The organism is Anaeromyxobacter terrae, assembly GCF_022690685.1.
Classification (GTDB): domain Bacteria; phylum Myxococcota; class Myxococcia; order Myxococcales; family Anaeromyxobacteraceae; genus Anaeromyxobacter; species Anaeromyxobacter terrae.
The window spans coordinates 1-18,704 of sequence record NZ_JALCYY010000040.1; the positions used below are offsets into that span (position 1 = coordinate 1).

Genomic DNA, 18,704 nt, shown 5'->3' on the forward strand with positions numbered 1-18,704 from the left:
CGCCCGCCGCGCCCGCCGCGCTCTCGCCCGAGCGCGCCCTCGCCCCTCGCAGCCAGGCGCCGGTCGCCGCCGCCGGCGAGAGCACCCCCGTGCTCGGCCAGGAGCCGGCCGCGGCCTGGTTCGCCGAGCCGGAGTGGCGCGTCGCGACGCTCCTCGGCGGGGAGTTCGGCCTCGGCGACGCGAGCTACGACGCGCTGAAGCTCCGCATCGACGCGGAGCGTACGGTGCGCGCGCTCTCCCCGCGCGCGGCGCTCGGCTTCGTCGTCTCCGCCGGCGTGCTGCACGCGTCGGACTCCCAGGCCGTCGCGGTGCCGATGATGGGCACGGTCTCGATGGAGTGGGGCGCGAACCTGTTCGAGGTCGTCCCCTCGGCCCGGGTGACCTACGCGCTCGCCCCGAAGCTCTGGGTGAACGCCGACGCCGGCCTCGGCGTCGCGTACACCGCCGCCTCCGGCTCCGTCGACGTCCCCGGCCTCGGGCGAATCGAGCCGGTCTCGGGCGGCCTCGCCGGCGTCCTGCGGCTTGCCGGTGGGCTCGCGTTCGCGCCGACCCCGAACGTCCGCGTCGGAGCCCAGCTCGTCGGGTTCGACGTGCGGTTCGGCGACGGCGTCGGCTCCGCCTTCTCGTTCCTCGTGTCCGCGAGCCACCGCCTGTGAGCTCCGGAGGACCCGCCATGAAGATCCCCCATCTCGCCCGCGCGCTCGTCGCCCTCGCCCTCGCCGGCGCGGCCGGCGCCGCCGCCGCCCAGTCCGGTGCGATCCCCCTGCCGCCGCCGCCCGCGGGCACCTCCCGCCTCGCGACGCCTCCTCCCGGCGCGCGCGATCCGCTGCGCGCCGCCGCGCTCCTCGGCTTCGCCCGCAGCCAGGACGGCGGCGACCTCTCCCCCATGCTGCGGGTCGAGGGCGTCCTGCCGCTCTCCCGCACGCCCGCTGGGCTCTCCGTCGGGCTCGTCGCGCCGCTGCGGGTCGTCTACCTGCGGCCGGAGGAGACGGAGGGCATCGAGACGAGCGGGGTCAGCTTCGAGGTCACGCCGGGCGTGCGGCTCGCGCTGCCGCTCCGCGGCGGGAAGGCCGCGGTCCGCGCCGACGCCGGCGTGGGCGTCGTCCACCACCGCGTGACCGTCCTCGTCGACCAGGTGTTCGTCGGCCGGATCCGCCAGACCGAGACCTCCACCGCCGGCATCTTCCGCCTCGGCCTCGGCGGCAGCGTCGCCCTCACGCCCACGCTCGTCCTGGATCTCGAGCCCCTCTCCGTCGGCTACGACCTCGACGGCGGCGCCGACTGGTCGTTCGCGGCCGGCGTCTCGTTCCGGCTGTAGGAGCCAACCGCCATGCGCCTCCCCACGAGCACGAAGCTCGCCGTCGCCCTCGCCGCCCTCCTCGCCGCGGCGTGCCAGAAGGACACGATCACCGCCCCCGAGGCCTCCTGCCGCCCGACCGGAACGGCCTGCGGCGAGAACACCGACTGCTGCTCCTACGGCTGCGTCCAGGGCGTCTGCATGCGCAACCCGCTCGAGGGCGGGATGTGCAAGAACACCGACGACTGCGGCTTCCCGCGCGTGTGCGTCGCGAACCACTGCACGAGCGAGGTGCAGTGCCGCGTCGACGGCGACACGTGCGGCTTCTCGAACGACTGCTGCAGCGGCCTCTGCCGCATCGACACGAACACCTGCGCCCCCGATCGCGCGCCCGTCGCCGACGCGGGCGCGGACGCGACGGTCCCGCGCCACGTGCTCTTCACCCTCTCGAACGCGAGCACCGATCTGGACGGCACCGCGCTCGAGTACACCTGGTCGCTCAAGGTGCCGGTGGGCTCCACGACCGCGGTGCTCTCGAGCACCACCGCCGCGACGCCCTCCTTCACGCCCGACGTGACCGGCCCGTACGAGGTGACGCTCACCGTCTCGGACGGCTTCCTCACGGCCACGGACACGGTGGTCGTCACGGCGATCAACACGGCGCCGGCGGTGACGGTCACCGTCCCCGCCACCCAGTCGCGGAACGTCCAGTTCACGGCGCAGGGGACCGTGGCGGACGCCGACGGGGATCCGCTCGAGTGCAGCTGGACGGTGACGCCGCCGGGCGGCACCGCGCAGCCTTACGGCACGCCCGGCTCCTGCCGCGGCGCCGTCTCGCTGCCCGTCACCTGCGGACCGACCCCCGCGGACGAGGGCGCCTGGGTGGTCACGCTCGCCGCGAGCGACGGCGTGAACGTCACGGCGGTCGAGAAGACCGTCACCTGCGTGAACGACGCCCCCGTCGCCGAGGCAGGCCCGGCCCGCGCGGTGAACCGCACCGCGACGCCCGCGGTCACCCCCGCGGTCACGACGCAGGGCAGCGCCACGGACCGGAACCAGGACACGACGTTCACCTGGAGCTGGACGGTCGTCTCGACCCCCGCGGGCAGCGGCGTGACGAGCGGCTCGCTCACCGGCGCGGACACCGCGAGCGCGAGCTTCGTCCCCGACGCGCTCGGCGACTACGTCCTCCAGGCCACGGTGTGCGACCGCGAGGCGTCCTGCACGAGCGACACCGTGACGGTGACCTCGTACCCGCACATCCAGGACCTCGGCCACGAGGTGCGCGACGCCGAGTACGCCGCCGGCAAGATCGTCCTCGTCGGCGCCGACCCGTCGGTCGCCGGCGGGGGCAAGCTCTGGGTGCTGGACGCCTCCACCGGCAACGAGACCGCGAGCCTCGCGCTCGCGACGGCGCCGAACGTGGTCGGCGTGCTCGCGTCCGGGGCGACCGCGGTGGTCGGCGACGATGTCTGGTTGCGGGTCGTCTCGCTCGGCGCGACGCCCGCCGTCACGAGCTCGATCTCCGCCAACTTCCAGGTGAGCGACCTCGCCGCCGTCACTGCGCGACACGTGTTCGTCTTCCCGAAGACGACCGGCCAGTGGATCGGGGATCTCGACACGAGCAACGGCGCGCTCACGACGCGCGGCGTGTACGGCACCGCGGGGGCGGCGGATCCGACGGACCCGAACCGCTTCTACGTGGCGAACGGCAGCTCCGTCGAGCAGTGGGTGCTGCAGAACAGCGGCGACCTCCTCCATCTCGGCACGGCGTCGGGGTGCACCTCGGCCCGGCTCTGGGTGGAGCAGAACGGCAACCACCTCTTCTCGACCTGCAACCAGATCTACTCGACGGCGGACTACCTCTCCGCGTCGATGGGATCGTTCCCGGGGGTGACCTCGGTGCGGTTCGCGCACGCGGACGCCTCCGGCAACGTGGCGCTGCTCGACACGACCGCCACGGCCATCCACCGCTACGACGCCTCCTTCGTGGCGCTCCCGGGCGCCGCCACCGAGCCCATCCCCGTCTGGGCGGAGGCCAGCGCGCCGTACGCCGCGCAGGGCCTGTTCGTCTTCCTCGCCCCTGACGGCAGCCGGAAGGCGATCGTGAAGGCGACGCTCGCCGACCTGACCGTCCACTACGGCCTCGTGACGTTCGGCCCCTGACCCGCGGCGGCGGGCCCCCGCGCCGCCGGGGGCCCGCGCCACGATCCGGACCCGGGCGCAGGGCTGCGCTACACTCCGCGGCATGCTCAAGCTCCTCGCGATCCTGCGCTCGATCTTCCTCGTCTTCATCGTCGGGTACACGGTCCGTGCGACACCTTTCATCGGGGAGGTGTCGCGCACCTTCGACGAGCAGTACGCCCGCTGCGCCACGGGGCTGGGCCTCCTCCTGCGGGCGGCCTGGATCGCCATCGCCTGGATCGCCTTCGAGACGGCGATCGGCTGGTGGCTCGCGACGCGCGCCGCCCGCGCCTCGCGCGCCGCGAAGCTCGGCGTGGACGTGCCGAAGGGCGGCGGCGAGCCGCCGTTCGCGCCGCCGGGCCACCGGTAGCCCTTGCTGCGCGCCCGCACCCTCCTCTACCGGCTCCGCTCCTGGCTGCACCGCCGGGACGTGAGCGTCTGGTACGACCCGCGCTACCGGCTGCCGCTGTCCGGGCTCGAGGTCGGCGCGGGGATGGAGCCGCGCCGCGCCGACTTCGTGATGTGGTGGCTGCGCGAGTGCGGCGCGGTGCCGGCGAGCGCGGTGCACGTGCCCCGGCGTATCGCCTACGACGACCTCGCGCGCGTCCACACGCCCGAGCTGCTCGAGTCGCTCGGGCGGCCCGCGACGATGGCGCACATCTTCGCGGTGGACCCGTCCGACGTGCCGGTGGACGAGGTCATGACCACCATCCGGCTCGCCTGCGGCGCCACCCTCGCCGCGGCGCGCGACACGCTCCGGACGAAGCACCCCGCGCTGAACCTGCTCGGCGGGTTCCATCACGCGGCGCCCGGAGCGGCCGGCGGCTTCTGCCCCGTCAACGACGTCGCGGTCGCGGTGGCGGCGCTGCGGAGCGAGGGCTTCTCGGGCCGGGTCGCGGTGCTCGACCTCGACGCCCACCCGCCCGACGGCATCGCCGCCTGCCTGGCCGGAGACAGGAAGCGCTGGATCGGCTCGATCTCCGGGTCCGACTGGGGCCCGCTCGAGGAGGTGGACGAGACGGTGCTGCCGGAGGGGACCGGCGACGCGGGGTACCTCGAGGCGCTCACCGGGCTGCTCGACCGGATGCCGCGCCCGCAGCTCGCCTTCGTCCTCGCCGGCGGCGACGTGCTCGAGGGCGATCGCTTCGGGAAGCTCGGGCTCACCCTCGAGGGCGTCCGGGAGCGCGATCTCCTCGTCGCGACCGAGCTCGACGGCGTCCCGACGGTGTGGCTGCCTGCCGGCGGATACTCCACTCGCGCGTGGCGCGTGCTCGCCGGCACCGGGATGGCCCTCGCGGCGGGCTCCTCGGAGCCCATCCCGGCCGACTACGACCCCCTCGGCGCGCGCTTCACCTTCCTGTCGCGCGAGATGTCACCGGGCGAGCTCACCGACGCGGGCGAGCTCACGGCCGACGACCTCGAGGAGGCGCTCGGGATCCGCCCGCAGCGGCAGCGCCTCCTGCTCGGCTTCTACACCGCCTCGGGGATGGAGCACGCCCTCTTCCGCTACGGGATCTTCGCGCAGCTCGAGCGCCTCGGGTACCGCCAGTTCCACGTCACGTTCGACTCGACCGGCCTCGGGGAGCGCGTCCGGGTGTACGGCGAGTCGGAGGCCCAGGAGCACCTGCTCGTGGAGATCGTCCTCGAGCGGAGGCGCGTCCTCGGCGTGGAGGTCCTGTACGTCCACTGGCTCTCGCTGCGGAACCCGCGCGCGCAGTTCAGCGAGCGGCGGCCGCGCCTCCCCGGACAGGACGTGCCGGGCCTGGGGCTCGCGCGCGAGGCGGGCACGATGCTCGCGCGCATGGCGGTCCGGCTCGGGCTCGGCGGGGTCGTGTTCCGGCCGGCCCACTTCCACACGGCCTACGCCGCCCGCTACGCGTTCGCCTTCATCGACCCCGAGCGGCAGGGCCGCTTCGACGCGCTCATCCGCGACCTCGCCCACGTGCCGCTCCTGGAGGCGACGATCGCGGTCGCCGAGGGGCGCGTGCTCATGGACGGGGAGCCGTACACGTGGGAGGCGGACGAGATGGCCTACTGGCTCCGCGAGTCGCCCGCCGACGCGGGCGAGGTGGAGCGCGAGCGGGAGCGGGTGCGGTTCTCGCTCGTCCCGCGCCCCGCGCCGGCGGGCTCGCCGGCGCCGCCCGGCCCCTGAAGCCCCCTGGTCACTCCGCGAGCAGCTTGCGGACCTCGCCCTCGAGCTTGCGCCCCTCCGCCACGTCGTACCCCAGGTGGACGGAGCGGACGACCCCGGCGCGGTCCACGAGGAGGGTCGTGGGCAGCCGGCTGATCGAGAACGGCGCCGACAGCCGCCCACCCCCGCGGTCCCACAGGACGGGGAACGACACCGGGGTCCCGGAGAGGAACGCCTCCACCATGGCGCGGTCCTCGTCGAACGCCACGCCGTAGACTGCGAGCCCCTGCGCGCCGTAGTCGCGGGCGAGCCGGTCGAGGAGGGGGAGCTGCTCGCGGCACGGCTCGCACCAGCTCGCCCAGAAGTCGATGACCCGCACCTTCCCGCCGGAGGCGTCCTCGACCCGCACCTCCCGCCCCGCGAGGTCCTCCGCGGTGAGATCCGCGCGCTGGCCGATCAGGGGGGAGCGCGAGGGCGCGGGGCGCCCCCCGGCGCAGGCGGTGGCGAGGAGGCCGAGGAGAAGGAGAGCGCGGCGCATCGTCACATCATAATCGGGGCCGGTCGTTACTTCCGGACGCGTGTCGAACCGTCCGCCGAGGCGCCGATTTCACCCTGCGTCGGTCTTCGCGCGCCGCCCGAGCGCGATGCCGTAAATCCCGCACCATGACGGAGGTTTCCGGGGTGTAAATGATCTTCGACAAGATTGGCCGGCGTGGCCTGTGGCATCGTCCGCGGAACTCCGCGGCCGGTGGCCGGCGCATCCGCCGAGCCTTGCCGCGACGCACCCACGCTCGAGGTGAGCTCCTGATGCGCAACATCACACCAGTCATCGCCCTCGGGCTGGCGCTCTTCGCCGGTCCGACGGTGCGGGCGGACACGGTCGACGTGACCTCGACCACCCTCCTCACCGTGGGTGAGCAGACGCGCGGCGGCGTGCCGGGCGAGAAGCCCGAGCTCGTCACCGTCGCCCCCGCGTACGAGATCCTCAACATCGCGGCGCGGGGCGTGACGAACCCGATCGCGAAGGACCTGCAGCTCGTGGTCTCGACGTGGGGCTCGTACGAGCTCGCCGATCGGCGCTGGGACAACGGGACGGGCTCGGACCTGACCGGCGACGTCATGACGGGCTACCTCTCGGGCCGCCTGCTCGGCGACGCGCTGACGCTCCGGCTCGGCCGCGCGCACGTCATGACCGGCGTCGCGCGGATGATCCAGCTCGACGGCGGCGAGGCGATCGTGACCCTGCCGTTCGGCGTTCGCCTCTCCGGCTACGCCGGCGCGCCCGTGTCGCAGCGGTTCGGCACGCGCAGCGGCGTCCGGAGCTGGAACCCGGTCGCGGGCGATCTCGCCTACGGCGGGCGCGCGGCCGTCTTCGTTCCCATCTCGGGTTACGCGGGACGCGGCCTCGACGTCGGCGCCTCTGCGAACTTCGTCGAGGACGGCGGCGACCCCGTCCGGCAGGAGGTCGGCGCGGACTTCCGCCTCCAGCCGCTCGCGAAGAACCTCACCCTCTCCGGCTTCGGCTCCTACAGCCTCTACGACGAGCGGTTCTCGGAGGGGAACGCCGCGGTGAGCTGGACGGTGCAGCCGCGGCTGCACCTCACCGCCGACTGGCGCTTCACCGCGCCCGACCTCTTCCTCGCGCGGAACTCCATCCTCTCCGTCTTCTCCACCGAGCGCCGCAACGACATCGGCGGCGGCGTCCGGTACGAGCTGCAGCACGGCCTCGAGGTCGGCGCGGACTACCACCTCGCCATCGAGCCGGGGGAGGACGGCGACTTCTACGGACACATCGTGGAGGCGAGCCTCGACTGGGAGCGCGGCCACACCTCTGCGGGCGGCGAGGTCTTCTACCGGGACCAGCTCGAGAACGGCTACGTCGGCGGCCGCCTCTTCGGGCGCCAGGACCTCGGCAAGCTCTTCGCCGCCGCGGACGTGCTTGGGTACTTCTTCCGCGAGCAGGTGAACGGCGAGGACTACTCGATCTCCGGCACCCTCACGGCGGGCGTCGAGCTCGCCAAGGGCTTCAGCGCCGTCATCGCGGGGCGCGCCGGGATGACCCCCTTCCTGGAGCAGACGTACGACGTCATGGCGAAGCTCGTTTACAACCAGACCTACCGCATCCGGGAGGTGCGCTAATGAACCGCACGCTCCCCGTCGTCCTCGCCGCCGCGCTCGCCCTGGCGGGCTGCAGCGCGAAGGCGAAGAAGGTCGAGAAGGAAGAGAAGGCGCAGCGGCCCGAGACGGAGTTCGTTCACTCGATCCACGTCGACCAGGGCATCGAGTGCAAGGACTGCCACGCCGGGATCGACAAGGCGACCTCGCTCGCCGAGCGGCACCTGCCCGCCACCGACAAGTGCAAGGAGTGTCACGACGACAAGACCGCGCCGAAGCCCGCCGCGATCGAGCCGCGCGTCCACTTCTCGCACGCGAAGCACCTCGGCCAGGCCGCGGTGAAGGGCAAGTGCGACACCTGCCACAAGAAGCTCCCGGAGGCCGGTGAGCCGGCCTGGTCGCCGCCGATGGACATCTGCACCTCGTGTCACAAGCACCAGACCGACTTCAACGAGGGCCGCTGCCGGCCCTGCCACGTCGACCTGAAGGGCTACTTCCCCGAGCGCGCGTACGCGCACAAGGGCGACTGGCTCCGCCTCCACGGCCCGCTCGCGCGCCCGAGCGCGGAGAGCTGCGCGCAGTGCCACGACCAGACCTACTGCTCGCAGTGCCACTCGCCGACCACGGCCGCCGCCCGCCCCTCGATCATCTTCCCCGAGGAGGTGAAGCGGGACTTCATCCACCGCGGTGACTACGTCTCGCGCCACATGATCGAGGCCGCCCAGGATCCGGCGAGCTGCTCGCGCTGCCACGGCAAGAAGTACTGCGAGTCCTGCCACGAGCAGCAGAACCTGACGAAGCTCTTCTCCGGCTCGCGGGTCCCCGCGACGCACGAGAAGGCGGGGTGGGTGAACGACCGCGCGAGCGGGAACTTCCACGGCGACGCCGCCCGGCGCGACGTCTCGAGCTGCGCCGCGTGCCACGATCAGGGCGCCGACTCGGTCTGCGTGCTCTGTCACCAGGTCGGCGGGAGCGGCGGGAACCCGCACCCGAAGACGTTCCTCCGTAAGCACGACACGGACGACCGCCGGAACAACACGATGTGCGCGGCCTGCCACCACGGCACCTAGCAGAGCCGAGCTGAGCTGAACGAGAAGGCCCGGTCGCGAGAGCGGCCGGGCCTCTTGCTTTTCGGGGGAGCGTCTCGACGCGTGGAGCGCGAGCCGTCGGGGTCAGCGCTTCCCGAGCTTCTCGAGCAGCTTCCCCCAGATCCCGCCGAACGCGCCGTTCGACATGGCGACGACGGCGTCGCCCGCGCGGGCGGCCGCGGCGATCGCCGGGACCATCTCGTCGACCGTCGCGAAGGCGCGGGCGGGCTTGCCGGCGGCGGAGAGGTCGCGGACGAGGGCGTCCACGTCGAGCCGCTCGCTCTCCGGCACGCGGTCCGTGGGCGCGGGCCGGAGCAGGAACACCTCCGCGGCGTCCGCCCAGGTCTCCTTCGCGGCGTACTCGCGCTGGTGCAGGTTCCGCCGGCTCGTGTTGGAGCGCGGCTCGAACGCGGCGAGGAGGCGCGCGCCGGGATAGGCCCCGCGGATCGCCGCGAGCGTCTTCTGCACGGCCCGGGGGTGGTGGGCGAAGTCGTCGATCACCGTGACGCCGCCCGCCTTGCCGCGCACCTCCTGGCGGCGCTTCACGCCGTGGAAGGCGCCGAGGCCCGAGGCGATCTCCGCCGGGGAGAGCCCGAGCGCGGTGGCCGCCGCGGCGACGCCGAGCGCGTTCTCGACGTTGTGGGCGCCGCCCACCGGGAGGAGCACCTCGGCGAGCGGGTCGCCCTTGCGCACGAGCGTGAAGCGGGCGCCGTCGGGCGAGAGCGCGAGGCCGCGCGCCTCCCAGTCCGCCCCAGGGCGATCGACCGAGTAGGTCTCGACGCGGCAGCGCGCGCCGCGCGCGATGCGCAGCACGCTCTCGTAGCTCGCGCAGGCGGCGAGGAACCCGTCCTGGGGGACGATCTCCACGAACCGCTCGAACGCGCTCTCGTAGTGCGCCTCGTCGCGATAGATGTCGGCGTGGTCGAGCTCGCAGCTCGTGAAGATCGCGGTGCGCGGGCGGTAGTGGAGGAACTTGGGCCCCTTGTCGAAGTAGGCCGTGTCGTACTCGTCCCCCTCGACCGCGAAGTGCGGGCCCGCGCCGAGCCGGTAGTTCGAGTCGAAGTCGCGCGTCACCCCGCCCACGAGGAACGAGGGGTCGCGACCGGCGTGGTGCAGGAGGAAGCCCATCATCGCCGAGGTGGTCGTCTTCCCGTGCGTCCCCACCACCACGACGCCGTGCCGCGGACCGATGAACGCCTCGCCGAGCGCCTGCGGGAACGAGACGTGCGCGAGGCCACGCTCGCGCATCGCCGCCGCCTCGGGGTTCACGCTGCGGACGACGTTGCCGACCACGACGAGATCCGGCCGGGCGCGCTCGAGGTTCTCGGCGCGGTAGGGCGTCATCACCTCGATGCCCCAGCGCTCGAGCTGGGTGGACATGGGCGGGTAGACGTTCTCGTCCGAGCCCGTCACCGCGTAGCCCGCCGCCTTGAGCATCCCGGCGAACGAGCCCATGCCGGTGCCCGCCACGCCGATGAGGTGGATGCGCTTCACCTGGGACCAGTCGATCACGCGGAGGGCTCCTGAAGTGGGACGAGGGCGGGCGACGAGTGTGACGGGGGCGAACGCGACGAGCGTGAGGACCTACCCGATCCCCAGCCCCTCCGCCACCGCGTCATGGAACCGGCGGCGCAGCTCGCGGATTCGCGGCTTGTCCGACTTTCCGGTGGGGTGGACGTGGTTCGTGAGCAGCGCGCAGACCACCCCCGCGTCCAGATCGATCCACAGCGAGCAGCCGGTGTAGCCGAGGTGGCCGATGGCGCCGCGGGGGCCGCGCCCGAGGCGGCTGCCGATGGCCGGCTCCGCACCGCTCGGCGTGTCCCAGCCGAGGGCGCGCCCGCTGCCGGGCGTCGCGGTGTCGCGGCGGGCGAACTCCGCGGCGGCGTCGGACGGGATGGGGCCGCGGCCGCCCGAGAGCGCATCGAGCCAGGCCTGGCCGAACGCGGCGACGTCCGACGCGGTGGAGAAGAGGCCCGCGTGCCCACCCACCCCGCCCATCGCCCAGGCGTTGTCGTCGTTCACGGCCCCGCACAGCACCTCGCGCCGAGGCGCGCTCCGGCCGGTGGGGACGAAGGTCCGGCCGTCGGCGCGGGCGCGCGCGCGGGCAGGGTCGGCGCCGTCGAGGAAGCCCGTCGACGCGAGGCCCAGCGGCCCGAACACGCGCCGCTCGGCGAGCCCGGCGAGCGACGCCCCGGCGAGCGCCTCGACGGCGAGGCCGAGCGCGATGAAGCCGGGATCGCAGTAGGCGGCCCGCGCGCCGGGCGGCGCCTCGAGCGGCTCGGCGAGGACGAGCTCCCGCACGATCGCGCGGCCCCGGATCGCGGCGGCGGCGAGGGAAGGCGGCGGAGGCCGCTCGCCGGGGGGCAGGAACGCCTGCCCGGCGACCGGATCGCGCGCGGCGCTCTCGAAGTAGGGCCGCCACTCCGGGAGCCCGCTCGCGTGCGCGAGCAGGTGGCGCGCGCTGACCGCGCCCTTGCCGCCCGCCTCGAACCCGGGGAGCGTCTCCGCGACCGGCGCGTCGAGCCTGAGCGCGCCCGCCTGGGCGAGCTGCGCCGCGAGCGTGGTCGTCGCCATCACCTTGGTGAGCGAGGCGACGTCGAAGAGATCGTCGCGGCGGAGGGCGCGGGGCCCGGGCGCGTCGAGCGCGCCGTGGCAGCTCGCGTGGACCCGCCGGCCGCGGGCGAACACCTCGGCCGAAAGCGCGCCGGCGACGCCGTCGCGGAGGCCGGCCTGGAGCACGGCCACGACGGGCGGGAGCACCGGGGTCACGCGACGCCCCCCTCCCCGCCCGTCCAGCCGTCGAACTCGAGCCGCGGCGCACCGCCCTCGCCTGGCGCCGGGGCGATGAGCGTCGCCCGCGCCCCGAGCGGGAGCGCGAAGTTCGCGTCTTCGTGCCCGGCGGAGAGGCCCTCGATCGCGGGGACGCCGAGCGCGAGGATCGCCTCCCGGACGACGTCCGCGCCGTGCGCGTTCTGGTCGTCGCAGCCGGTGAGCTGGCCCACCGCGATGCCGGCGACGCCACGGAACGCGCCGGCGAGGGCGAGGTGCGTGAGGTAGCGGTCGAGCCGGTAGGGCTTCTCGGCGACGTCCTCGAGGAAGAGGATCGCGCCCTCGAGGCGCGGCGCGTAGGGCGTGCCGGCGAGGTGCGAGAGCAGCGTGAGCGAGCCGCCGAGGAGCGGGCCGGAGGCGCGCCCGGGCCGCACGCTGGCGCACCCGGCGAGACCCGCGCCCGGCGCGGGCGGGGCGCCGCCCGCGGGCGGCGCGCTCCGCCGGAGCAGCGCCTCGAGGTGGACGAGCGCCTCCTCGGGGAGCCGCGCGAGCTGGGTCACTCCCGGCCCGTGCACGGTCGCGAGCCCGGCGCGGTTCAGGAGCGCGTGCAGCGCGGTGACGTCGGAGAAGCCGACGAGGAGCTTCGGATGGGCGAGGAGCGGCGCCGGATCGATCGCCGGGAGGAGGCGCATCGCCCCGTACCCGCCGCGCGCGCAAATGATCGCCCGCGCCTCCGGATCGGCCACCGCCTCGCGCCACTCGTCCGCGCGGCGGGCGTCGTCGCCGGCGAGGTAGCGCCAGCGGGCCGCGACGTCGGCGCGCATGCGCGGCCGGAGCCCGAGCCGCGCGGAGAGCACCGTGAGCCCGCGCTCGAACGGCTCCGGGTCGAACGAGCTCGAGGGGGCGATGACGCGGACGACGTCTCCGGGACGCAGCGCGGGCGGGAGGATCACGGCGAGCGGGAGGATAACCGCGTGCGGGGGTCCGGTCGAGGAGCCGCGCCGCACCGCGTCACGAGTGATCGCCTCGCCCGACGGGCAGGGCGACGATCGCCGCCCCACTCGGGACCGGCTTTCGCTACGCTGCTCTGAGAATCTGTTTCGGCTACACCCACGGATATCCCCGCTCTTCAGCGGTCCGCCGCGGGCCGGCGCCCGGGAGCAAAGGAGTCGCGTCATGAAGAACCCGCAGGAGCTCGAGGGCGAGGTCTTCCCCCCTTCCGCCGAGGTCGTCGCCCAGGCCCGCGTGAAGGACTGGGAAACGCTCGCGCGCCGCGCCGAAGACGATCTCGAGGGCTTCTGGGGGGCCGAGGCCGAGGAGCTCGAGTGGTACCGCAAGTGGGACAAGGTCCTCGACCAGTCCGAGAAGCCCTTCTTCAAGTGGTTCAAGGGCGCCCAGACGAACATCGTCCACAACTGCCTCGACCGCCACCAGCGCACCTGGCGGAAGAACAAGCTCTCGCTCGTGTGGGTCGGCGAGAAGGGCGAGGTCCGCACCTACTCGTACTTCGCCCTGAACCGCGACGTCTCGAAGTTCGCGAACGTCCTCAAGGCGATGGGGGTGAAGAAGGGCGATCGCGTCACGATCTACATGCCGCGCATCCCCGAGATCGTCATCGCGATGCTGGCGACCGCGAAGATCGGGGCGATCCACTCGGTCGTCTACGGCGGGTTCTCCGTCGACGCGCTGCAGGGGCGCATCGAGGACTCCGAGTCGAAGGTCGTCCTGACCGCCGACGGCGGCTTCATGAACGGCAAGGTCGTCGAGCTCAAGAAGATCGTCGACGACGCGGTCCGGCGCTGCCCGACCGTCGAGACGGTGATCGTCGTGCAGCGCACCGGGCACGAGGTGCGGATGGAGCCGGGGCGCGACTACTGGTACCACGAGCTCATGAAGCTCCCCCTCGCCACGGGCAACTGCCCGACCGAGGTGATGGAGTCGTCCGACCCGCTCTACGTGCTCTACACGTCCGGCACGACCGGCAAGCCCAAGGGGCTCATCCACGGGCACGGCGGCTACATGGTCGGGATCTACTCGACGCTCAAGTACGTCTTCGACGTGAAGGACGAGGACCGCTACTGGTGCGCCGCGGATCCGGGCTGGGTCACCGGACACAGCTACATCGTGTACGGGCCGCTGCTCATGGGCGCGACGACGTTCATCTACGAGGGCGCCCCGACCTATCCGTACCCGAACCGCTGGTGGTCGCTCGTCGAGAAGTACGGCATCACGATCCTCTACACCGCGCCGACGGCGATCCGCGGCCTCATGCGCTTCGGCGAGTCGTGGCCGAACCGCCACGACCTCTCGACGCTGCGGATCCTCGGCTCGGTCGGCGAGCCGATCAACCCCGAGGCGTGGAAGTGGTACCACCGCGTCATCGGGAAGGGCCGCTGCCCGATCATGGACACCTGGTGGCAGACCGAGACCGGGATGTTCCAGATCACCCCGATCCCGACGCTCCCGCTCAAGCCCGGGTCCGCGGCGAAGCCGTTCTTCGGGCAGGTGGCGTCGATCCTCGACGAGCAGGGCAAGGCCGTCCCCGACGGCGAGGAGGGCTACCTCGTCCTCGAGAAGCCGTGGCCGGCGATGGCGATGACCATCTACCGGGACCCGGAGCGGTTCGTGCGCACGTACTGGGGCAAGTACCCCGGCAAGTACATGGCGGGCGACTCCGCCAAGCGCGATCGCGACGGGTACTTCTGGGTGATCGGGCGGACCGACGACGTGATCAAGGTGTCGGGCTACCGGCTCGGCACCGCGGAGATCGAGAGCGCCCTCGTCGCCCACCCGGCCATCGCGGAGGCGGCCGTGATCGGCCTGCCCCACGAGGTGAAGGGACAGGCGATCCACTGCTACTGCCTGCTCCGCCAGGGCTTCAAGCCGAGCCCCGAGCTCGAGGACGAGGTGAAGAACCACGTCGCCCAGCACCTCGGCCCCATCGTCCGGCCCGAGAAGGTGACCTTCGTCGACGCGCTGCCGAAGACCCGCTCCGGCAAGATCATGCGCCGCGTGCTGAAGGCCCGCGCGCAGGGCCTCCCGGAGGGCGACGTGTCGACCCTGGAGGAGTGAGGACTTTCGGGCGGCGCCCGGCTGGACGATGGGGGATACTCGCGCGCCGATGGCGTACCGCGCACCGCTCTGGAAGAGACCTCGCGCGCAGCTCTTCGCGCTCACCGCGGTGGTCTGGGCGCTCGTCCTCGCGATCTTCGTGATCGCCTGGCCGGTGCTGCTGCCCTTCGTGCTCGCGGCGCTCGCGGCCTACGTGCTCGATCCGCTCATCTCGCGGCTCGCGCGGACGCGCGTCGCCGGGCGCGCCGTCCCGCGCTGGGCCGCGGTGCTCGTCGTGTACGTCGCGCTCGGCGCGCTCGCGTACCTCGCCGGCGTCTCGATCCTGCCGCAGATCTACCGCGAGGCGGTCCGCGGCCTCGTCGAGCTGCGCGACTTCCTCGCCGGCATCACGCCCGAGAAGATCCAGGGCTGGGTGCGCGGGATGGACGCGTTCCTCGAGCGCTACGGCATCCCCGTCGACCTGCTGCCCTACGAGGGGCCTCGCCAGGGCGGGGCGCGCTTCTCCGTGGACCTCGCGGCGGGGATCGCGGACGCGCTGCACGACGCGAGCGAGGGGATGCGGGGCCGCGTCGGCGACGTGGTCACGTTCTCGCGCGTGCTCCTCGCCGGAACGATCCAGACGCTGTTCTTCTGCATCCTGCTCTTCATGCTCACCGCGTTCATCTCGATGGACGCGCCGCGCATCGTGCGGTTCTTCGAGTCCCTCGTCCCGGCCAACCTGCGCGACGACTTCCGGCGCCTCCTGCGCGGCATCGACTCGGGGCTGTCCGGCGTCGTGCGCGGCCAGCTCACGATCATGCTCGTGAACGGCGTGCTCACGCTCGTCGGCCTCCTCCTCATCCCGGTGCCGTTCGCGTTCGCGCTCGGCGCGCTCGCGACCGTCCTCTACGTCGTCCCGATCTTCGGCACGATCCTCTCCTCGGTCCCGATCGTGCTGCTCGCCCTCACCGCCGGGGGCCTCTCGAAGGCCGCCCTGGCGCTCGGGTGGATCCTCGTCATCCACGCGCTCGAGGCGTACGTCCTGAACCCCAAGATCATGGGGGACGCCTCGAAGATCCACCCCGTGCTCATCGTCCTCGCGCTCGTCATTGGCGAGCGCACCTGGGGGCTCGTCGGCGCGCTGCTCGCGGTTCCGGTGGCGAGCGTCGTGGTCGCGATCTTCAGGTTCCTGCACCGCAAGCTGGCGGAGCTCGACGCTCGCGCCGCCGAGGCTCGAGCGGTGCCCGCAGCGACCCCGCAGGACGCGGCGCTCGAAGCGCCGCGCACGAAAGGAAGCTCCACATGAGAAAGTCACTCGCCCTGCTCGCCGCGCTCACGCTCGGGACCTCCGCGCACGCTCAGGGGGGCAAGGCCCCCGAGAAGAAGCCCGCGCCCGCGCCGGCCGCCGCCGCCGCCGAGAAGAAGGAGAGCCCGGCGGACACCGAGAAGACGCTCTACTCCGTCGGCCTCGCGGTCGCGAACAGCCTGCAGGTGTTCGCGCTCACCCCCGCCGAGCTCGAGATCGTCATGAAGGGCATCCGCGACGGCGCCACGGGCAAGGCGAAGACGGACCTCGATCCCAAGACGGGCCAGGCGGTGAACGACTTCGCGCGCTCGCGCATGGAGAAGGCGAACGCGGTCGCGTCCGCCAAGGAGAAGGAGACCGGCCCGGCGTACCTCGCCAAGGCTGCCGGCGAGAAGGGCGCCGTCAAGACCGCGTCCGGCGCCGTCGTCATCCCGATCAAGGAGGGCACCGGGGCGAGCCCGACTGCGGCGGACAAGGTGAAGGTCCACTACACGGGCACCCTCGTGAACGGGAAGGTGTTCGACAGCTCCGTGCAGCGCGGCCAGCCGGCGGAGTTCCCGCTCGGCGGCGTCATCAAGTGCTGGACGGAGGGGCTCCAGAAGATGAAGGTCGGCGGCAAGGCCAAGCTCGTGTGCCCGTCGGACATCGCCTACGGGGCCCAGGGCCGGCCGCCCGTCATCCCGGGCAACGCGGTCCTCACGTTCGAGATCGAGCTCCTGGAGATTGTGAAGTAAGCGCGCGGCCCCGGCCCCGTCGACGGCTCCCGCCGGCGGGGCGGCCTGCCTCCGAAGGACCCCACCCGGGCCTCCGCTGCCTCGTGGGTCGCCCCGCTCCGCGGCTCCCATTCGGCGTTACGGTTCGTTCGCCATGGCCGACGAACTCATCCTCTACGGCAGCGACGGCTGGACGAGCCCCTACGTCTTCTCCGCGTTCGTCACCCTCCAGGAAAAGGGGGTGCCGTTCCGGATGGAGCTCCTCTCGCTGGAACGCCGGGAGCACCTGCGCCCGGAGTACGCCGACGCGTCGCTCACCGGGCGCGTCCCGGCGCTGCGCCACGGGGACTTCTGGCTCGCCGAGTCCTCGGCGATCGACGAGTACGTGGACGAGGCGTTCGGCCCGCCGCACCCACGCCTCTACCCCGCCGACGTCCGCGCCCGCGCGCGCGTCCGCATGATCCAGGCGTTCGTCCGGAGCGACCTCGGAGCCCTCCGCGTGGAGCGGCCCACCTCGACCTTCTTCTCGGGCGAGCCCGCGAAGCCCTTCACGGCGACCGGGCGCGCCGACGCCGAGCGGCTCGTCCGCATCGCCGACCGCGTGCTGCCCGCCGGGGCGTCGTTCCTCACCGGCGCGTTCACGCCCGCGGACGCCGACCTCGCGCTCATGCTCCAGCGCCTGGCCGCGAACCACGACCCCTGCCCCGAGCGGCTCGCCGACTACGCGCGAGCCATCTTCGCCCGCCCCTCCGTCCGCGAGTGGCTCGGGCACACGCGCTGGAAGGACAGGGCCTGACCGGCCCCAACCGGCGCGCGTCCGCGCGCGCCCCCGGATCCATGATTCGAACATGGCCGCCGACGATCCCCACGGGTACGCCAAGCTCCTCTCCGGCTACCGGACCGCGATCCTGACGACGCGCGGCGCGGAGGACGGCCACCTCCACGCCCGCCCGATGGCGATGCGCCAGCAGGTCCGCGGCGAGGAGATCTGGTTCGCGACCTCGCTCGCCTCGAGCAAGTGCAAGGACCTCGAGGCCGATCCCCGCTGCGCGCTCGTCTTCTTCGACGCCGCCGACGGGACGACGGTCTCCGTGTCCGGCCGCGGCGAGGTGCTGAAGGACAAGAAGCTCGCGCAGGAGCTGTGGGATCCGTCGTGGGTGCGCTGGTTCCCCGAGGGCCCGGAGCAGCGCGAGCTCGCGCTCCTGCGCGTCATCCCCGAGCACGTCGAGCGGTGCGACGGCCGGACCGGGAAGCTCGAGGTGCTGTTCAGCGCAGCCCGGCGGCGGGGCTGAAGCTGTCGGGGCTCCACTCATCACATTTCAGGGCCGACCGCCCGGAGGGCCGTACGCCGTTGGACCGGCGTATGGATGCGCACATCGGACTCGGGCATCGACGAGGTGGGATCCCGCTGTCGAGCATTGTTCCGAGCGGCCCAGCCGGAGTGGCGGGTGCAGGCGAGCGTCTATTCACCGAGAGTCTTGCCGTGGGCGCTCGCGCCCACGCGCGGAGGCGAGCCCGGAAGCGGCGCAGGCGCCTGCGTTGGATTCACTGAACGTAACAACTATCGCCAGAGGTAGCGCCGGTCGTCTTACGCGCTTCATGGCGATGTGAACAATTGGTCCCAGTTGCGGTGCGTGAAGAACGCCCTTGACTACTCCCCGCCGAAATTTCGCTCCGGGGTTCGAGGCGGCGCGACAGAGCCACTCACGCGCGCGCACCTGGGCCTGGCGCGCGCGTTCGACCGCGGCAGGGGGTCGCCGAGGGCACACCGAGAATAGCCGCACTCGCACGAGCCTGGAGGGCTTCCGGAGCTCCCGAAAAATGCGTGTTACGAAGGGTGCATCTGGAGGTGCACTCCATGTCTTCGCTCGCCCCCGCTTCCCTCGACTCGAACGTCCTCGCCGTTCGCCTGCGCGAGCGGAAGCGACGGCACTCCGGCCGCCCGTTGCGGCGCCCGCCACCGCCAAGCTTCCGAACCCGTGACCCAGGTCCCCACGGTCACGCTCGTCGTGTCTTGCCGCCCTCCGAAGGGCGCTTTCCCGGACGGCGC

16 protein-coding genes are annotated in these 18,704 nt (G+C 73.0%); 12 read left to right on the forward strand and 4 right to left on the reverse strand.

The window, feature by feature from the left end; translation table 11 throughout:
- From MNY62_RS17080 to MNY62_RS17100, 5 genes are all read left to right on the forward strand, one after another.
- On the forward strand, window positions 1-656 hold a 656-nt coding region (locus MNY62_RS17080; RefSeq protein WP_242345398.1), incomplete at its 5' end, for a hypothetical protein.
- Between the two features lie 17 nt (window positions 657-673).
- A complete protein-coding gene (locus tag MNY62_RS17085; protein ID WP_242345399.1) occupies window positions 674-1,318 on the forward strand; it encodes a hypothetical protein in 645 nt (214 codons plus the stop codon).
- A 12-nt stretch (window positions 1,319-1,330) separates the two neighbouring features.
- Window positions 1,331-3,463: a PKD domain-containing protein gene (locus MNY62_RS17090; protein ID WP_242345400.1), complete on the forward strand. Its 2,133-nt coding sequence runs from the start codon at window positions 1,331-1,333 to the stop codon at window positions 3,461-3,463.
- An 82-nt stretch (window positions 3,464-3,545) separates the two neighbouring features.
- Window positions 3,546-3,851 carry a hypothetical protein gene (locus MNY62_RS17095; protein WP_242345401.1) on the forward strand — a complete coding sequence of 102 codons (306 nt, stop codon included), beginning with the start codon at window positions 3,546-3,548 and terminating at the stop codon, window positions 3,849-3,851.
- Window positions 3,852-3,857: 6 nt separating this feature from the next.
- Window positions 3,858-5,633, forward strand: a complete 1,776-nt coding sequence (locus MNY62_RS17100) for a histone deacetylase family protein (RefSeq protein WP_408629093.1) — start codon at window positions 3,858-3,860, stop codon at window positions 5,631-5,633.
- A gap of 10 nt (window positions 5,634-5,643) precedes the next feature.
- On the opposite strand, the gene MNY62_RS17105 is transcribed toward MNY62_RS17100, so the two are convergent.
- Window positions 5,644-6,150, reverse strand: a complete 507-nt coding sequence (locus tag MNY62_RS17105; RefSeq protein ID WP_242345403.1) for a TlpA family protein disulfide reductase — start codon at window positions 6,148-6,150, stop codon at window positions 5,644-5,646.
- A 269-nt stretch (window positions 6,151-6,419) separates the two neighbouring features.
- On the opposite strand from MNY62_RS17105, the gene MNY62_RS17110 reads away from it, so the two are divergent.
- Window positions 6,420-7,751: a hypothetical protein gene (locus MNY62_RS17110; RefSeq protein WP_242345404.1), complete on the forward strand. Its 1,332-nt coding sequence runs from the start codon at window positions 6,420-6,422 to the stop codon at window positions 7,749-7,751.
- On the forward strand, window positions 7,751-8,797 hold the full coding sequence (locus tag MNY62_RS17115) for a cytochrome c3 family protein (protein WP_242345405.1): 1,047 nt from the start codon (window positions 7,751-7,753) through the stop codon (window positions 8,795-8,797). The genes MNY62_RS17110 and MNY62_RS17115 overlap by 1 nt, the downstream gene beginning before the upstream one ends.
- A gap of 102 nt (window positions 8,798-8,899) precedes the next feature.
- Here the strand turns inward: MNY62_RS17115 and mpl are convergent, their stop codons facing one another.
- From mpl to MNY62_RS17130, 3 genes are all read right to left on the reverse strand, one after another.
- Window positions 8,900-10,327 (reverse strand): UDP-N-acetylmuramate:L-alanyl-gamma-D-glutamyl-meso-diaminopimelate ligase, encoded by a 1,428-nt coding sequence (gene mpl, locus MNY62_RS17120; protein ID WP_242345406.1) that lies wholly within the window; start codon window positions 10,325-10,327, stop codon window positions 8,900-8,902.
- Window positions 10,328-10,399: 72 nt separating this feature from the next.
- Entirely contained in the window at window positions 10,400-11,584 is a 1,185-nt protein-coding gene (locus tag MNY62_RS17125; protein ID WP_242345407.1) for a serine hydrolase domain-containing protein, read from the reverse strand.
- Window positions 11,581-12,537, reverse strand: a complete 957-nt coding sequence (locus MNY62_RS17130; RefSeq protein ID WP_242345408.1) for a S66 peptidase family protein — start codon at window positions 12,535-12,537, stop codon at window positions 11,581-11,583. Before MNY62_RS17130 ends, MNY62_RS17125 begins: the two co-directional genes overlap by 4 nt.
- 223 nt (window positions 12,538-12,760) lie before the next feature.
- Between MNY62_RS17130 and acs the strand changes: the two genes are divergently transcribed.
- From acs to MNY62_RS17155, 5 genes are all read left to right on the forward strand, one after another.
- Entirely contained in the window at window positions 12,761-14,656 is a 1,896-nt protein-coding gene (acs, locus tag MNY62_RS17135) for an acetate--CoA ligase (protein WP_242345409.1), read from the forward strand.
- Window positions 14,657-14,705: 49 nt separating this feature from the next.
- Window positions 14,706-15,941: an AI-2E family transporter gene (locus tag MNY62_RS17140; protein WP_242345410.1), complete on the forward strand. Its 1,236-nt coding sequence runs from the start codon at window positions 14,706-14,708 to the stop codon at window positions 15,939-15,941.
- A complete protein-coding gene (locus MNY62_RS17145) occupies window positions 15,938-16,675 on the forward strand; it encodes an FKBP-type peptidyl-prolyl cis-trans isomerase (protein WP_242345411.1) in 738 nt (245 codons plus the stop codon). The genes MNY62_RS17140 and MNY62_RS17145 overlap by 4 nt, the downstream gene beginning before the upstream one ends.
- A gap of 133 nt (window positions 16,676-16,808) precedes the next feature.
- Window positions 16,809-17,450: a glutathione transferase gene (gene yfcF, locus MNY62_RS17150; protein ID WP_242345412.1), complete on the forward strand. Its 642-nt coding sequence runs from the start codon at window positions 16,809-16,811 to the stop codon at window positions 17,448-17,450.
- Between the two features lie 52 nt (window positions 17,451-17,502).
- The gene (locus MNY62_RS17155) at window positions 17,503-17,946 is read left to right on the forward strand and encodes a pyridoxamine 5'-phosphate oxidase family protein (RefSeq protein ID WP_242345413.1); all 444 of its coding nucleotides are present in this window, start codon (window positions 17,503-17,505) and stop codon (window positions 17,944-17,946) included.
- Window positions 17,947-18,704 lie beyond the last annotated feature (758 nt).

Coding starts and splice junctions, on each gene's coding strand:
- MNY62_RS17085 (WP_242345399.1), top strand. CDS start 674: ATGAAGATCCCCCATCTCGCCCGCGCGCTCGTCGCCCTCGCCCTCGCC.
- MNY62_RS17090 (WP_242345400.1), top strand. CDS start 1,331: ATGCGCCTCCCCACGAGCACGAAGCTCGCCGTCGCCCTCGCCGCCCTC.
- MNY62_RS17095 (WP_242345401.1), top strand. CDS start 3,546: ATGCTCAAGCTCCTCGCGATCCTGCGCTCGATCTTCCTCGTCTTCATC.
- MNY62_RS17105 (WP_242345403.1), bottom strand. CDS start 6,150: ATGCGCCGCGCTCTCCTTCTCCTCGGCCTCCTCGCCACCGCCTGCGCC.
- MNY62_RS17110 (WP_242345404.1), top strand. CDS start 6,420: ATGCGCAACATCACACCAGTCATCGCCCTCGGGCTGGCGCTCTTCGCC.
- MNY62_RS17115 (WP_242345405.1), top strand. CDS start 7,751: ATGAACCGCACGCTCCCCGTCGTCCTCGCCGCCGCGCTCGCCCTGGCG.
- acs (WP_242345409.1), top strand. CDS start 12,761: ATGAAGAACCCGCAGGAGCTCGAGGGCGAGGTCTTCCCCCCTTCCGCC.
- MNY62_RS17140 (WP_242345410.1), top strand. CDS start 14,706: ATGGCGTACCGCGCACCGCTCTGGAAGAGACCTCGCGCGCAGCTCTTC.
- MNY62_RS17145 (WP_242345411.1), top strand. CDS start 15,938: ATGAGAAAGTCACTCGCCCTGCTCGCCGCGCTCACGCTCGGGACCTCC.
- yfcF (WP_242345412.1), top strand. CDS start 16,809: ATGGCCGACGAACTCATCCTCTACGGCAGCGACGGCTGGACGAGCCCC.
- MNY62_RS17155 (WP_242345413.1), top strand. CDS start 17,503: ATGGCCGCCGACGATCCCCACGGGTACGCCAAGCTCCTCTCCGGCTAC.